The sequence below is a fragment of the Paenibacillus pinisoli genome (genome assembly GCF_003605435.1).
In the GTDB taxonomy this organism is placed as follows: Bacteria; Bacillota; Bacilli; order Paenibacillales; family Paenibacillaceae; genus Pristimantibacillus; species Pristimantibacillus pinisoli.
This window is the reverse complement of the sequence record NZ_QXQB01000001.1, coordinates 187281-203459: the sequence shown is the minus strand read 5'-3', so window position 1 is coordinate 203459 and position 16179 is coordinate 187281. Positions and strand designations below refer to the sequence as shown.

At 47.3% G+C, this 16179-nt stretch carries 9 protein-coding genes; 8 read left to right on the top strand and 1 reads right to left on the bottom strand.

Features of this window, described 5'->3' with window-relative positions; translation table 11 throughout:
- The first annotated feature begins 81 nt into the window (after nt 1-81).
- The 6 genes from D3P09_RS00955 (at nt 82) to D3P09_RS00930 (ending at nt 10296) form a co-directional block, all read left to right on the top strand.
- Nucleotides 82-585: a hypothetical protein gene (locus tag D3P09_RS00955; protein WP_133304955.1), complete on the top strand. Its 504-nt coding sequence runs from the start codon at nt 82-84 to the stop codon at nt 583-585.
- A gap of 301 nt (nt 586-886) precedes the next feature.
- Nucleotides 887-1846 carry a copper amine oxidase N-terminal domain-containing protein gene (locus D3P09_RS00950; RefSeq protein ID WP_120106364.1) on the top strand — a complete coding sequence of 320 codons (960 nt, stop codon included), beginning with the start codon at nt 887-889 and terminating at the stop codon, nt 1844-1846.
- Between the two features lie 5 nt (nt 1847-1851).
- Complete coding sequence (locus tag D3P09_RS00945; RefSeq protein WP_133304954.1) at nt 1852-4065, top strand: hypothetical protein; 2214 nt, start codon at nt 1852-1854, stop codon at nt 4063-4065.
- A gap of 1235 nt (nt 4066-5300) precedes the next feature.
- A complete protein-coding gene (locus D3P09_RS00940; protein ID WP_133304953.1) occupies nt 5301-8912 on the top strand; it encodes a glycoside hydrolase family 78 protein in 3612 nt (1203 codons plus the stop codon).
- Nucleotides 8913-9104: 192 nt separating this feature from the next.
- On the top strand, nt 9105-9800 hold the full coding sequence (locus tag D3P09_RS00935) for a rhomboid family intramembrane serine protease (RefSeq protein ID WP_243643866.1): 696 nt from the start codon (nt 9105-9107) through the stop codon (nt 9798-9800).
- Nucleotides 9801-9954: 154 nt separating this feature from the next.
- Nucleotides 9955-10296, top strand: coding sequence for a hypothetical protein (locus D3P09_RS00930; RefSeq protein WP_133304952.1), 342 nt, complete (start codon nt 9955-9957; stop codon nt 10294-10296).
- Between the two features lie 85 nt (nt 10297-10381).
- On the opposite strand, the gene D3P09_RS00925 is transcribed toward D3P09_RS00930, so the two are convergent.
- A complete protein-coding gene (locus D3P09_RS00925) occupies nt 10382-10819 on the bottom strand; it encodes a CBS domain-containing protein (protein ID WP_120106353.1) in 438 nt (145 codons plus the stop codon).
- A gap of 413 nt (nt 10820-11232) precedes the next feature.
- Between D3P09_RS00925 and D3P09_RS00920 the strand changes: the two genes are divergently transcribed.
- On the top strand, nt 11233-15084 hold the full coding sequence (locus tag D3P09_RS00920) for a CARDB domain-containing protein (RefSeq protein WP_120106351.1): 3852 nt from the start codon (nt 11233-11235) through the stop codon (nt 15082-15084).
- 201 nt (nt 15085-15285) lie between these two features.
- A complete protein-coding gene (locus D3P09_RS00915) occupies nt 15286-16065 on the top strand; it encodes a GNAT family N-acetyltransferase (RefSeq protein ID WP_120106348.1) in 780 nt (259 codons plus the stop codon).
- Nucleotides 16066-16179: the final 114 nt, after the last annotated feature.

Genomic DNA, 16179 nt, shown 5'->3' with positions numbered 1-16179 from the left:
GCTCTCTGATCAGATACAATAGATTTAGATATTACATACGATGAATTTCTGCACCTGACTTGAATAGCAGATGGGGGGGAGATGATGAAAATCGTGACCAGGCTGGCGTTGCTGCTGCTTGTTTTTGTCATAAGCGCCGGATGTACGGCCTCTAATTCTGCCAATGATCTTGTGAAAATAAAAGCGGAGTCAGCGCCGATTAATGAAGGCGCATTCCTGGCTGACAGTATGCATCAGGACTTGGACGGAGACGGCGAGCTGGAGCAAATTCGCATGTATATTGACCCGGCACCTGTCGAGGATCAGAGCAAGCCGGGCCAATATTTGTGGAATGAACGCCATCATTGGCAGCTTGTCGTTAAGCGCGGGGATGACACTTATTTTTTATATAACAATTATTTGAGTGGCAAGCTTAAGTTTTGGATTGAGAACCGGGGTTCCCACAAAGCCATCGTGTTGCTGGAGGAAGGGAAGGGGCTGCGTATGGATAGCTTTACTTTAAATAGCGCAAAAGTGTTTGAGAGAAGAATGGATTACAATCAATATGATTCTGTACTTGTAAAAAGCTCTACCACATTCAAATAAAAATTGTCGATTCACTATCGACAAATTTATCCATAAGTGTTATGATATCGCCAATGGATATCTACTAAGTCGAATTCGGAAGCACCGAGCGGATAGAGATTTATTTCTCTATGTGTTTGGTGCTTTTTTGCGTCTAGATGTAGCTGTTTGTAAGACTTGACGGGAGTGATTTTGATGGAATTTACTCTTTATATTTACAATGATGGAACATTATGTCGATATAAAGGAATCAGCGTTTTTCAATTAGCGCGAACAAGTGAAGTTGTTGCGCTTCATTATTTTAGAGATTGGAGTGTATGACATGAAGAAAATGATTTATGTAGCAGCATTCTTTCTATTAATGAGCGTACTGATGGTTCCCGCTGCAGGAGCAGCAGGCAAGGTGCCGCAGATTAAGATTAACGGAACCCTATTTGTGACACCTGCTGGTGAGCCTCAGCCTTATATTAATAAGGATTATCGTACAATGGGCTCGGTTCGTATGGTAGGCAATGCGTTGGGCGTGCTAGATGATAACATTGAATGGGATGCTAAAGCCCGTACAGTGACGATGGAGAAGAACAAGACGATTATCATTATGACAGTGGGACAGCAGGATCTTAGCGTCAATGGCAGGACGGTCCCGATGGATACCGTTGCAGAGCTGAAGAACGGACGTGTCTTTATTCCGTTGCGTTTTATTGCGGAGTCTCTTGGGGCGCAAATTGATTTTGATGATAAGACTAGGACGGTGTTGATTACGTCGGATGATCCTTCGGTGGGGAAGCATAATCTCGGCAATTTTAAAGAATTAAAAGTGGTTACGAACTTTCCAATTGTACTAGAAGCTGGAGGTTTAAAGCTGACGGTGCATGATGTTTATTTGTATAAAGCAGACTCAGCGGAGGCTAAGAATTTGAATAATAAATATAATCTTCAGTATTTCTCTCGTGCTAAATATGTTGTTTGGAGCAAAATAACCTTAGAAAATACATCAAAAAAAGTTATTAGATATGATGGTTTAGATTTAAATGAAAAAGTTGGGTGGTTTACAGCTACGAGTGAAACTCATGGACGTTTACTTAACTCTAATTCTATTACTTATGGGACCATGAATAACACTGAAGTTTTAGATGGTTGGATACTTAAACCAAGCGAATCTATTACAAGCACCAACGTCCAGATTGACTATTTAAGTGAAAAGCCATTTGATACGATTGGAGTCTTTTTATCTTATAACAATGCAACATCGAACGAATTAATTGCAGTTGGAAAGGAATAAGTGAATTGAGAAAGACATTATCTCTGATCATACTATTTAGTGTTGTATCGTCACTTCTCTTATTAGCTAATACTACTGTAAATGCTAATACAACTCTGCAAAGTACTTATTTTATAGCTGATTCAACATCTGATAAAGAGACTCAAATTGAACTTAAAATAGACTGGCCGAAAGAAGCCGGGTCAATTATATCAAGCAGCTATTCTTTTAGAGGTAAAGGCAGCATAGTTTCATTTAAATCAGATGCAAATACTAGAACAGTAAAAGTCGTGATAGCTGGAGAAAAAAAGTTGCGTAAAGAAACAGTCAACGGCTTTGAATCTGCATTTAATGGAAAAGGAACAGTATTTGAAAAAACACCAGGCAATGCATTTTGTCGATATAGTGACGGTAGGAAATGGCAGGTAAACAGTTTCAGTACCGACACGCATTCTCAATTTAGAAAAGATTATTTCCGAGAGGCAGCAGCTTCCCTACCAACGTATTACCCACCCTATGCACAAATGGCTGAAATAGTGGGCTATATGAATATAGACCTTAATAATCATCCGGCCGTATGGCTGAATAGTAAGGGAGAAATTGTTGATGCAAAATTTGTAAAGAAAAATACGATTATTATTCCACCAAAAACACATACATCAAAGATGAATAAACATACTGCTCTAGGACTGAAAGATTATGACCCGAAAAATCCAAGATTAGCATTGCAGTACAAAGCAGAATTCTATGGATTCTCAGAGAAAAACCAAATCCCAGCATCCAATCCCGCTTTCTACACAGGACATGCTCAATGTTACGGTTATCCGTTCAATTTGCAGTATTACCTCCAAGCAGAAGCAGAATACGAGACGTATACCTATGGAGGCACTATTACTTTTAATTACGCCAAGACTGCTACAGCTTATATCACTGGAGAAATAATGCCTGAGCCAAATAGTGCTCGCTTCGAGAACAAGGATGTTAAAGTTAGGGTCACAATAAATGCTGAGATAGCAGACATTAAAGACCCGGGAGCCATTTCTCACTACGATGTGTATTTGAACAACGAGCTTGGTGATCAAAAGTTTGAAGATAAGGCCATTCCAGCAAATCGAAATATGAAAATCAGCAGGACATTTGATTTTGTCATACCGGCATCTAGAATGACAAACAAAGATTCACATGACGAAGTGTTTGTGGGACGCGTAAGAGCTTGTTATAAGCCAAGTTCGTATTATGTTGATCCTGTATATGGTAAGTGCATGGACACAGGCAAAATTCATGCTTCAACCAACGTATACAAAGCAAAAGCGCCTGATCCGCCTGCTAAGGGACTGGGGCCAGTCGCCATAATTCATGCCCCTTTCGAAGTCATGCTTGGTGACGATATTACGCTGGATGGTACAGACTCGTACGATCCGGACGGTACGATTGAAACGTATACATGGCAAACACCGAATGCAATCGGCAGCATAGGGAATCTTCCTGCAGGAGAAGTCTATTACAACAAGCTTGGCCCGCAAAAAGTGCAGTTATGTGTTAGGGATAATGACGGTGAGCGAGATTGTGCACTGCATAGCCTGGTTGTGACAGAACCATATATACAGGCAAACATCTACCAATCGGGAACGCTAAAAGAAAATCGTAAAGTCACCTTCTCGGAATTCTCGTTTACCTCTTCGCGTTATCCAGTCATCCAAAGTAAAAATCAATGGACGGTTAAAGCGCTATACGACGATATTCCTCAGAGCATGATCAAGTATGAGGGCAGCTTAGATGGCAAGGACCGCTTTGATGTGCTATTTAAGCAGCCAGGAGATTACATCGTGACTCTAAGCGTCGAAAATACGGCGGGATTTAGGGATACCACTTCCCGCATCGTGACAATCAAGCCTGACTTGCCGCCTGTTACAGCCATATCGGCTGAATCTATGATTGAATACCGCGATCCGAAACATATGAACAAAGCAAAATTTGTCCTCAAGGACAATTCTTATTCTCCAGATGGAGACATCCTTGCATGGGGAAGATGGTATGTCATCTTTGACGCCAATAATGACGGAATATTCAGTGAACAACGAAGACTCATTGATGAAGGCGAGGCAAAAGAGGTTATTTACTATGCCGATCATGTTGGCAAATATCAATTTCATAAAGAAACGATAGAAGAGTTTGGTCAAGAGACGATTCCGGCTTTTGTGACAGCGAGTGATCGTCGCCGAAGCCAAACCTGGGAATGAAGGTGATTAATATGTTTAAACTGAATGACCACGAGGGTCTGTTTAAAAGCAGGCTCTTTTCTTTTACGCTCATATTTCTTCTGATCCTAATCCTCAGCAGGCCGCCAGTTAGCGCAAGCCCTGTAGATACAGAGGTTAAGAACCTGGCCCCGCTCGTAGACTTTGAAGTGAAGGCCAAGAAGAAAGTTGATGTAATCGTTGACGTAGGCAACACCAAGTATAAGAAGAACGAGGTACAGAATCGGGTTAACGAGTTTCTGATTCCAGCGCTGCAGGCTTCCGGTGTGGACTACAATGTCATAGTCGACGAGTCTAATGAAGGGCATAATGCGATTTACTTTTCTGGCGACAATGGGCAACCCGGCGGTCATCCTTATGATTTATATCAATACGATATGATCACTGAAGACGTGACGCTAGTGAAAAAAGCCCTCATCCACAATAGTTCTATTCATTATGTTTTACCAAATGATCTGATCATTTATCGGACTGGTGCTGCTGCGGGAGTACTCGATCTTCAAACCAAGCTAAATTCTGGTATAAACAATACGCATGAATCTAATGGGGATTGGGTAGTGGCACCGGATGGCAATCTCTACGTCTTTGCTGGCGGCCACTATTTCTGGCATGGAACATATCGTATAAATTGGCAGAACCCTGTCATTGATCCTAATGCTTCTGTACATGTGAATTTTCCAGATAAAGAGCGGATTTCAACGGAAGCCCCGATGACAGCTAGTAAGCATTTGATTATGGGCAAAGATAATCATTTTTATGAGCGTATTTTCTATGGGGGAACTACGACTAGATTATCGGTCACAAAAAACTACAGGTTGCCCAATCAAAAGTATATTTATTTGGGAACAGACATCCATAAGGCCATGGAACTATCCCGAGATGGTTTATTTTTTTATTCGGTTAAAACGCCGGTGTGGGGCACATCCACATACGATATATATGTGTACAACCAAGAGGATGATTCAAGGACTTTGATTTTACCTAAATTGCCTGCGGGCTATGATTTTCGAGCGCTGGAGGATGGTCGTCTACTATTAATGACGGCTGAACCTCCTGCCTATGACAGAAAATATTTTATTATGGACGATGTTTTTGACCCCAACTCTCTTCGTCCAATATCAGCTCCTATCTTAGCAGATTCTAAAGCCAAAAATTCAACTACTCTTTACCATACCCAAGGCTCAAATATTCTTTATCGTCAAAATGATAGCTTCAGAATGTTCAATATAGACACAGGCGAAGACAAGCTAATTGCTGACTTTAAACCTTTGAATGTTTTAAGATACCCTCACTGGTACAATCCGAGCACGCGCACGATTAAGGATATTATCGCAGCAGCACCATTACGCCCTGATGCCGAGAAAATATACGTTCGGATAGACGATATTGCTATGAACGCTATTACCAGACCTGATGGCATGGGTGAGATTGCGGCATTGCTCGCGCAGCACAATATGTCCTTCATCGGACTAGGCACATCCGCCAATCAGGAGCAAATCTACAGGCTGCTGGAGAATCTCAGCTATAATGGAACCTTCATAAGTAACGGGAATTTGAAAACGGCGTTTTCTGATCTCAGCAGCTTCATCACCGATCGGAGAGAAGTCAATATGCATCTGATGATCGGTGACACGTCCTACACTGAGCAAGAAATCCGCGACCAATTCAATCCGTTGCTTAGAGAGCTCCGGTCTGCAAACATCCGCGTGAACATGCAGGTGATCAAAGCGGATAAGAAGAGCTTGCAAGAGCTGCTATATCTGGCGCATTGGGATTACAACAAGAACAACTACATTGTCTACGTCCATGACCGGTTGATGCCAGAGCTGGACGATGAACTGGTGTATGATGACACGATTGTAATGCTGAAAGAATACAGTGCACACTTCATAGGACTTGGAAGCACGACGAACCGCATCACATTAAATAATATTGCAGCTTCCAACAATAGCTTGGGTGCTTTCTATGATAATCTCGACCTAACGTCTGCCACCATAAACACAATGAACTATATGAAAGACACGGCGATTGCGAATGTCAAAAAACTGACGAACTATATCCTGCTGAACGCCGATCCGGCGACAGGGGAGTATTCATCGGAGGTTTCTATTCAAACGTATTACGAGGATGCCGAATCCGATCCTAAGCAGACGGAGCGTTGGCGAACCAAACATGACCCCGAAATCTACGAAAACAATATGGGGATGCTGGCAGGGACAGGCCAATATGCGCAGGAGCCTATTAAGAATTTTACAAAAGTCGGCATGTATGAGATTGTGGCTCAAGCACAAGACAATCCATCGGTAAAGTCGCAATTTGATGAATATCGCCAGTGGAGCAGAGATTCCCTTTCGAGAATGGTCGTATACGTGCATCGAGCGCCAGTAGCAGATTTCAAAGCAATCGTCGATTCAACCCGCAAGCTGACGGTCACCGATCTATCCTATGACCTTGATCGTTATTCCTATCCCGAGCGGGGCGTCATTCAAAAGGTATGGAAATGGAAGCGCGTAGAAGATAGCAGTTGGACGGACGGCCAAGCGCCTCATGTGCTTGAGCCGAATACCGACTATCTCATTGCTTTAAGGGTTAAGGATCTGGACGGCGCATGGTCGCCGGAAGCGATTCGATTCGTATCCACGAATCCATTCAATAGGCCGCCAGTGGCGCTCTTTGCCATCGACAATAAGACGATATCCCTAAACGGCGAGGCGACGTTCACTGATCAATCCTATGACCCCGATAACGATCCAATTGGGCAAAGGATGTGGACGGTGAGGAAGGGCAATGTGCAGCTCTATCAAGGAGCCAATAAACCATCTGGCGCACTCATCAAACAGTATACAGCGCAGCTAGGACTACCGGTTCTTGGCATGTACAGCATATCGCTTCGCGTACAGGATAAACCGCTTATAGCAGAGCCTTTGTGGTCTAATGTGTATACGGATTTCTTGAATGTCGTCAACTATCCGCCAATTGCGCATTTTGATCCGCTGGAGCCGACTTACCGTGATGATCTGAACACGGTCATTAACCGAACCGTGAGTCCGGATCAAGACGGAGATCCTGTCAGCTATCAATGGACGCTCATATACGGTTCTAAGGAGTTTGCAATGGGCACGACAAAGGATTTGTCATTTCGGATACGCGACCTCGGACTTGGCAAAGCGGCGGTCGGCACATGGATGCTGCAGCTCAAAGCTTCCGATCCGCATGGAGCTACAACATACGAAACCCATACTTTTGATGTGCTGAATCATGTGCCGGTATCGTCCATTACGAACGGAACTTGGACAGGCTACATCTATGAGCCTTACACGTACACGTCAACCCGTACTGACAAGGATACGGAAGACGTGGCCAGCTTGCAATCCTTTTGGAAGCTCACGGCGCCAGACGGCCAGATTCGGACGTTTGATACGCCCGCCATATCCATCACCTTTGAGCAGAAAGGCAAGTATCGATTAGAGAATTGGGCAGCCGATCAGCTCGGAGCGGCGAGTGAAATTGATACGAGAGAAATTAATATCGTCAACCAAAGGCCGATTCCTGGTTTCACGACCTTACCTAACCCAGCGTTTATCGACACAATTGTAAAGGTCATTAGCACGGCTACTGATATGGACGGCTATATCGAGAAGCATCTGTACTTTATAACGCCGCCTAACGGTACACAGAACCGTTATACACAGCTGGCAGACTTTGAACGCAGCTTTGCTGCCATTGGACGATGGCAAATCCGGCAAATTGTCACTGACAATGATGGAGCGACTGCCGAGGTTACGCAGAGCTTATTGGTTCATAACCGACCGCCAAGCGTTGTGATTACATCGCCAAGCGGTACCACGAGTGCGACGGCTACGGAATTCCATACATTAACGCCGCGTATCATTTGGCAAATGAGCGATCCTGACGGACACGCCGGGCAGCGGTACAGGATGCAGATCAGGCGTGATAATGGCGCGCTTGTCTATGACAGCAATTCGGTTGCCTCGTCAAGGAATTATCAAGATGTGCCGAGGAGCGCCGGGCTTGTGGAGAACGCTAGATACCGAGCTGAGGTGCAAGTATATGACGGCTATGATTGGAGCCCTTATTCAGCGCCCAAGTACTTCTATATCGTGCTGAATCGACCGCCGGCTGCCAATTTTACCTGGTCGCCTCAGCCTGTCTATGAAGGGGATACCGTAACCTTCACAACCAACGTTAACGATGAAGACATGGATGTGTTGTCCATTCAGTTCGAGCTCATCAGTCCTGCTGGGACCAAGCTTCCATACAGCTACACCTTTGATCATCCATATCCTTCGACCGGACCTAGTATACGATTAACCCAGCTTGGGACATGGACGATGAAGCTTACGGTAAGCGATGGAAAATCGGCTCCAGTTTCCCTTACAAAAACGTTGCAAGTATTGCCGTTAAGTGTTGCTGGGATGGTGAAGCATACGGATCTGTGGAATGCGCACCGCCAAGCTTATAATATGAAGAAGTCCGGCAACAGGGAGTCGCCGCGAGGCTACAACGTCTTTTGGGCTGGAGAGAGGTTCATGCTTGAAGCGGATACGACTGTTACTGGAACAGCTGCAAGAGCGGAGCGGGTGGAGGTAACTTTGGGCGCATTTCGGACAGAGCTAAAGGTATCGGGGATAATGAACACCCGATGGACGGGCGAGCTGTGGGATTCAACTTTCGAAAGCTTGCCAGCTGGTACGCAAACCTTCGTCTTTACAGCGCATTACAGCAATGGAACGGTGAAGAAAGAGGAGATTGAAGTCCTAATCTCCGGCAATATGAACAGCTATCTCCAAGTTCACCGTGTAAAATGACGTGCGTATAAGTATTAACCCGTCTGAACAACGGGTCTCATTGTCATCAGAATGGTTTATTTTGCTTGAGCGGATTTGAACAGTTTATTCCGTTTGAACTATAATGGACATTACATACCTGATCTAATGACCATGCAGCATGGGTAAGTCAACATCATACGCATTTAAGAGCGAGAAGAGGACGGTTAACTTATGTTTCTACGAAGAGAAAGCTTGCGGGAGTATATAAGGCTGTATCCGGTGATCAGCATTATTATTGTTATCAATTTGGTTATGTTTGGCGTATTGGAGTTGTCGGGAGGCTCGACTCAAGTGGAGACGCTGTACCGATTTGGCGCCATGTTCGGAGGAGGGGCAATTGAACCTGAGTTTTGGCGCTTCGTTGCCTCCATGTTTCTCCACATTGGCTTTATGCATCTGCTCATGAACAGCTTCTCGCTATACGTATTTGCAGCACCGCTGGAAAGAATGCTGGGCATGTGGAAATTTGCCGTGCTTTATTTGGCTTCCGGTATCACAGGCAACATCTTCAGTTATTTCCTGCACCATGATCTGTATATCGGGGCGGGGGCATCGGGCGGAATCTACGGCGTATATGGGGCGTACTTGTTCTTATCGCTCTTCAGGAAAGATGTGCTCGATGCGGATAGCTCCAAAACCATCACGATCATTCTCATTATCGGTATTGTATACTCCATCATCGTACCGAATGTGGATTTGTACGCCCATTTGGGAGGATTCGTCGAGCGGATTTTTGTTCATGGCGATTCTAAGTACGATTATCAAAAGAAGAGCGAGACGTTATGGTGTGTAACTAGCAAGGGATCCTGCACAATTATTCAGGGAGAACCGCAATCATGCGGTTCTTTTTGTATGCAATTCGAATAGGAAATATCCCTCTCATACACATATATAGATCCGTTAAAGATGTTTGCGATGCGTGCAATTATTAATAACTTTTAAATAGGCGAGTATATATTTTTCAAGTAGGGAGGTGCCATTACATCGAAAGTATTCCATTAAAATTAAGGGATGTGTTGGGATGAAAAAAAGGATGATGTCCATCATGCTGCTTAGCGCCATCATGATGGCTTTGCTGCCGGTTCTGTCGGCATCGGCAACGATTGGCTCGTTGACGCGAACTGTATCAGGCAGCGGAACCCTGAAGGTAACGGTACATGCAGTCGCAAGCGCAACCGAAGATGGCGGCAATCCAAGCTGGTCTGTTGTTGTTCGCACGGCAAGCGGTCAATATTTATTGGAGCAAGCCAATGGAGGGTCGATCGGATATTCTTATTTTACCTTGCCAAGCGGCGTCTACAACGTGACGGCGTATCCGTCCGCTTATACGGCAATTACCTCTATGCAAGCTGTTTTTGAATAGACAACTGAAAGGCTCATGATCAAAAACAAGGAGCTCCAAGCACGGATGCGCAAGGGAGCTCCTTGTTTATGTCTTGCGGCTTATGCTATTGCAAATAATGATGATCCTCGGAGATTTCGCTCAAGGCGATTCCGGCATCACGGCCGGTTGTGCTGCCTAGCGACAGATCGCCAAGCGAAATGATGCCTACCAGCTTTCCGTTGTCCACTACTGGAAGCCGGCGAATCTGATGCTTTGCCATCAGATCGGCTGCTTCTTCTGCATCTTGCTCCGGCGAGATCGTGATCAATTGATCACTCATGACATCCTGCACCGGACAGGAGCCCGGACGTTTCTGCGCATATCCCCGAATGACCAAATCACGGTCTGTAACGACCCCGATCACTTTGCCTTGGTTATCTGCCTCGACTACTGGTACGAATCCAGTATCATTTTCAGCCATTAAGACGGCAATTTCATGGACATTGTCCTTCAGTGTAACCGTTTTGCAATCGGTGGACATCAATTCTCTTACAGCTTTCATGAACTTGGCTCCTTTATTTCGCATGTTCTGTTGGGTCACTCATCCATTTCCCAACGGCAATAGCGTGTGTCAGATAAGTCCAAATTATCCTTCGAGGCACAGCAGACGGGATTCATGGGATTGCTAACCGTTCTTATTGAGATGTACAAACATTAATTCCAAACATAGGAAATGAAAAGACGATCATCTTGGAAACGCATACATTTTCCGTAGAAATGCTTCTATAGCTTAGAGGAATCCATTTCTATAATGAAATTGTATGGCAAGTAAGAAGATGTCAAAAATCTGTCGATGAGAGGAGAAGGAAGATGAGGATATGACGACTTTGAACTAGGGCGAAATGTAATCGCTTCCAGTATGACGATTTAGGCTTCACCATTCTCTCGCACCTAAAAAGATGGAGGAGGAATAAAATGCGCACCAAGTATGTTGCATGGTCGCTAATAGCAGCCCTGCTAATAACCACATTGTTCCAGTCAGTTGGACCGGGTGAACCGGTAGAGGCGGCAGGAGGGCCAAATCTGACATTAGGCAAAACCATAACGGCAAGCGGCCAATCCCAAACCTACAGTCCGAATAATGTAAAGGACAGCAATCAAGGCACTTACTGGGAGAGCACGAATAACGCTTTTCCGCAATGGATTCAAGCAGATCTGGGTGCAAGCACCAGCATCGATCAAATTGTATTGAAGCTTCCTGCGAACTGGGAGACTCGGACGCAGACGCTTACCGTTCAAGGCAGCTCGAACGGATCGACGTATTCGACGATCGTCGGATCGGCGAATTATGTATTCAATCCGGCTGTAGCGGGCAACTCCGTGACGATCAGCTTTGATCCGACGAGCACGCGCTACGTCCGACTTCAAGTGACGAACAATACAGGCTGGCCGGCTGCGCAGCTTTCCGAATTCGAGATCTATGGCGCAAGCGGCCCGACGCCGACGCCTTCTGCGACTCCGCAGCCGTCAGGCACGTATCAAGCGGAAGCGGCTGCCCTCTCCGGCGGAGCCAAAGTCAATACCGATCATAGCGGCTACGCCGGCACAGGCTTCGTGGACGGCTATTGGACTCAAGGCGCGGCTACAACCTTTACTGTACAGGCGCAAGCGGGCGGCAATCATAATGTGACGCTGAAATATGCCAATGCGAGCGGAAGCGACAAGACGCTCAGCCTCTATGTGAACGGTACAAGGCTCCGGCAGACGAACTTGCCTAATCTAGCGAACTGGGATACTTGGGGCAACAAAGCGGAAACCGTCAATTTGAACGCTGGGTCGAATACCATTGCGTACAAATATGATCCAGGCGATTCCGGCAACGTTAATCTTGATCAAATTACAGTAGAGGCGGCTAGTTCAACTCCAACACCGACTCCGACATCCACGCCAACACCAACACCAACACCAACACCAACGCCAACGCCAACACCGACTGCGACGCCAACGCCGCCTCCGGGCAGCAATATTGCGGTCGGCAAGCCGATCACCGCATCCTCCAGCACCTTCACATTTGTCGCGGCCAACGCCAATGACAACAGCACCGACACTTATTGGGAGGGCGGGGGCAATCCGAGCACGCTGACGCTTGACTTGGGATCGAATCATGATGTTACATCCATTGTGCTGAAGCTGAATCCTTCAACGGCATGGAGCACACGCACTCAGACGATTCAAGTATTGGGGCATAACCAATCGACGACAACCTTCAGCAATTTGGTATCGTCTCAGTCCTATACCTTCAATCCGGCTTCAGGCAATACGGTTACAATTCCTGTTACCGCAACGGTGAAGCGCCTGCAGCTGAACTTCACGGCAAATTCCGGGGCATCGGCAGGACAAGTGGCGGAATTCCAAGTATTCGGCACGCCTTCTGCTAATCCGGATCTGATCATTACAGATATGTCTTGGTCGCCGGCATCGCCAATCGAGACCAATGCCATCACGCTGAATGCCACGGTCAAAAACAACGGAACTGCTCCTTCCGGCGCTACAACGGTCAACTTCTATCTGAACAATACGCTGGCGGGCTCCGCTCCTGTCAACGGTCTGGCAGCGGGCGCTTCGACTACGGTATCGCTGAACGCAGGTACCCGAACTGCAGCTTCTTATACCGTTAACGCGAAAGTGGATGAGAACAATTCCGTTATCGAATTGAATGAATCCAATAACAGCTATACCCATGCGACGCCGCTTGTTGTTGCGGCTGTGTCCAGCTCCGACCTCGTCGGAACTGTATCCTGGACGCCAAGCAATCCGGTGGCGGGCAATGCAGTCGCATTGACAGTTAACTTGAAAAACCAAGGCAATATCGCATCTGCGGGCGGCGCTCACGGTGTAACAGTCGCTCTGAAAAATCCGGCAGGCTCCACGCTCCAATCGTTCAGCGGCTCATACACGGGCGTACTCGCCGCAGGAGCTTCGGTCAACGTAACGCTTCCGGGCACTTGGACGGCTTCGCCGGGCACTTATACGCTGACGACGACGATCGCAGCGGATGGGAACGAATTGCCGATCAAGCAGTCCAACAATGTGAGCAATACGAATCTGGTTGTCTATGCCCAGCGAGGAGCCAGCATGCCGTATACCCGCTACGATACGGATGACGCTGCAAGAGGCGGCGGAGCTACCCTGCAATCTGCGCCTAACTTCGATCAAGCGCTGACTGCTTCGGAAGCATCCGGACAGCGTTATATCGCGCTTCCTTCGAATGGCTCCTACGCGCAATGGACCATTCGTCCGGGTGAGGGCGGGGACGGTGTGACGATGAGATTCACGATGCCGGATTCCGCTAATGGCATGGGCCTTAATGGCTCGCTTGATGTCTATGTCAACGGAGTAAAAGCCAAGACCGTGCCGCTTACATCCTATTACAGCTGGCAGTACTTCTCCAGCGACCATCCGGCTGATACGCCGGCTGGCGGACGTCCTCTCTTCCGCTTCGACGAAGTCCACTGGAAGATGGATACGCCGCTGCAGCCTGGAGACACGATCCGCATTCAGAAGTCGGGTGCCGACAGCCTGGAATATGGCGTAGACTTCCTGGAGATTGAAGCTGTGCCTGCCGCCATTGCGCGTCCGGCGAACTCGGTCTCCGTAACCGATTTCGGGGCAGTAGCGAATGACGGCCAAGACGACCTTGCAGCGTTCGAGGCAGCTGTTAATGCGGCAGTTTCCTCCGGCAAGATTTTGTATATCCCAGCTGGCACATTCCACCTCGGCAACATGTGGAAAATCGGCAGCGTAGCGAACAAAATCAACAACATTACCATTATGGGTGCCGGCATCTGGCATACCAACATCCAGTTTACGAATCCGAATCAAGCTTCCGGCGGCATTTCGTTCCGCGTGACGGGCCAGCTGGATTTCAGCCATATCTACATGAATTCCAACCTGCGCTCCCGCTATGGCGAGCAGGCTGTGTACAAAGGGTTTATGGATAACTTCGGGACTAACTCCAAGGTCCACAATGTATGGGTGGAGCATTTCGAATGCGGCTTCTGGGTAGGCGACTATGCTCATACGCCAGCCATTATTGCGAACGGGCTTGTCATTGAGAACAGCCGGATCCGCAACAACCTTGCCGACGGTGTCAACTTCGCGCAAGGCACGAGCAACTCCACAGTACGCAACAGCAGCATCCGCAATAACGGCGACGACGGCTTGGCTGTCTGGACCAGCAACGTGAATGGCGCTCCTGCAGGAGTGAACAACACGTTCTCCTACAATACGATTGAGAACAACTGGCGTGCAGCCGGCATCGCCTTCTTCGGCGGCAGCGGCCACAAAGCGATGCATAATCTCATCGTGGATACGGTCGGCGGCTCCGCAATCCGGATGAACACGGTATTCCCAGGCTACCACTTCCAGAACAACACCGGCATCGTATTCTCGGATACCACGATCATTAACAGCGGCACCAGCCGAGATCTGTACAACGGCGAGCGCGGTGCGATCGATCTGGAAGCATCCAATGATCCGATCAAAAACGTCACGTTCACCAATATCGATATCATCAACACGCAGCGGAGCGCCATTCAGTTCGGCTACGGCGGCGGCTTCGAAAATATCGTCTTCAACAACATCAACATTAACGGCACCGGCAAAGACGGCGTTCTGACTTCACGCTTCTCGTCACCGCATCCTGGCGCTGCGATCTACACGTATACAGGCAACGGTTCTGCCACCTTCAATAATTTGACAACCAATGATATTGCACATCCGAACCTGTACTTTATTCAGAATGGCTTTAATCTTACAATCCAGTAATGACGTTAAGTCAGACCAGCAGAGGAAGGGCTCCCGGGAGCCCTTCTTCTTTTTTGCGAAAAAAAGCTATTTGCCCTGAATGCACGCTATGGTTAAATGGAGAAAGCGGCCGTGCTGGCAATCATGCATCATGCAACTGTGTAAACCCACAAGCAGCACTGCGCGTTCCTATTTTAGATGCAGCATAGAAGGAGAACCCTAATGATTCGCTTATTAAAAACGGAGGAAATGGACGGCCTCTTGTCTGCCATTGAGAGGGAGGGGCATTTTCTTTATTACTCTTATTTGACCTCACGCCGGCCTCATACCATACATGCCGGGCAATTCACTGCGGACGGAGAGCTGCTGGGTGTGATGGCATATTGCCGGGGACTGCCGTTTCATGCTTTCTCAGTCTATCCGATCCATACGGGCTTCCAAGCGAAGCGTGTTCAACGATTTCTGCAAGAATGTCTGGCGCTGCCGACAGGGGCCGTCGGAAGCTGTATGGTGAATACGGAAGTCAAGGATTTGCTTGTCCGGCAGCTGGAGACGGATAGCCTGCCGATTCCCATTATGCTCATGAAGCACCAGCCCTTGACGAATCTTCCTCCCGTTGATGCGCAAGTCGTTCGCCTTGAGCAGGAGAGTTATCAACGGATTAAGTCCAGGCTGACAGAGTGGAACATGATGGCTTTTTCCAAGGAAGAGCTGCACAATCCGTTCTATGGCATATGGGCAGAGAATGAGCTAGTCGCGCTGGGCGGCTATCATATTTATTCGAAAGAGTATGTGGAGCTCGGCAATATCGGCACGGATGCGGACTGGCGGAACCGGGGCTATGGAAGGAAAATCAGCGCACAGCTGACGCGGTCCGGTTATGCCATTAGCGATCAGGTATATTTGAATGTGGTGGAGCATAATGCCAGCGCTATTCGGTTGTATCGGTCGCTTGGATTCGAAACGATCTGCCGTCAACATATCTTGCAGTTTAAGCTATAGGCTTCTATCGAAGCTGCAACCAACTGCAATATCGATGCCATAGGCATCCTCTTTGACAAGGCCAGCCGGATAATCGCTGCGGGAATGGACATGCTATTGCCAAAACAACCCAGA

What these genes read in the sequence shown, in the direction of transcription:
- D3P09_RS00930 (WP_133304952.1), top strand. Translation starts at nt 9,955, where the DNA reads ATGAAAAAAAGGATGATGTCCATCATGCTGCTTAGCGCCATCATGATG.
- D3P09_RS00915 (WP_120106348.1), top strand. Translation starts at nt 15,286, where the DNA reads ATGATTCGCTTATTAAAAACGGAGGAAATGGACGGCCTCTTGTCTGCC.
- D3P09_RS00935 (WP_243643866.1), top strand. Translation starts at nt 9,105, where the DNA reads ATGTTTCTACGAAGAGAAAGCTTGCGGGAGTATATAAGGCTGTATCCG.
- D3P09_RS00920 (WP_120106351.1), top strand. Translation starts at nt 11,233, where the DNA reads ATGCGCACCAAGTATGTTGCATGGTCGCTAATAGCAGCCCTGCTAATA.
- D3P09_RS00925 (WP_120106353.1), bottom strand. Translation starts at nt 10,819, where the DNA reads ATGAAAGCTGTAAGAGAATTGATGTCCACCGATTGCAAAACGGTTACA.
- D3P09_RS00940 (WP_133304953.1), top strand. Translation starts at nt 5,301, where the DNA reads ATGTTCAATATAGACACAGGCGAAGACAAGCTAATTGCTGACTTTAAA.
- D3P09_RS00950 (WP_120106364.1), top strand. Translation starts at nt 887, where the DNA reads ATGAAGAAAATGATTTATGTAGCAGCATTCTTTCTATTAATGAGCGTA.
- D3P09_RS00955 (WP_133304955.1), top strand. Translation starts at nt 82, where the DNA reads ATGATGAAAATCGTGACCAGGCTGGCGTTGCTGCTGCTTGTTTTTGTC.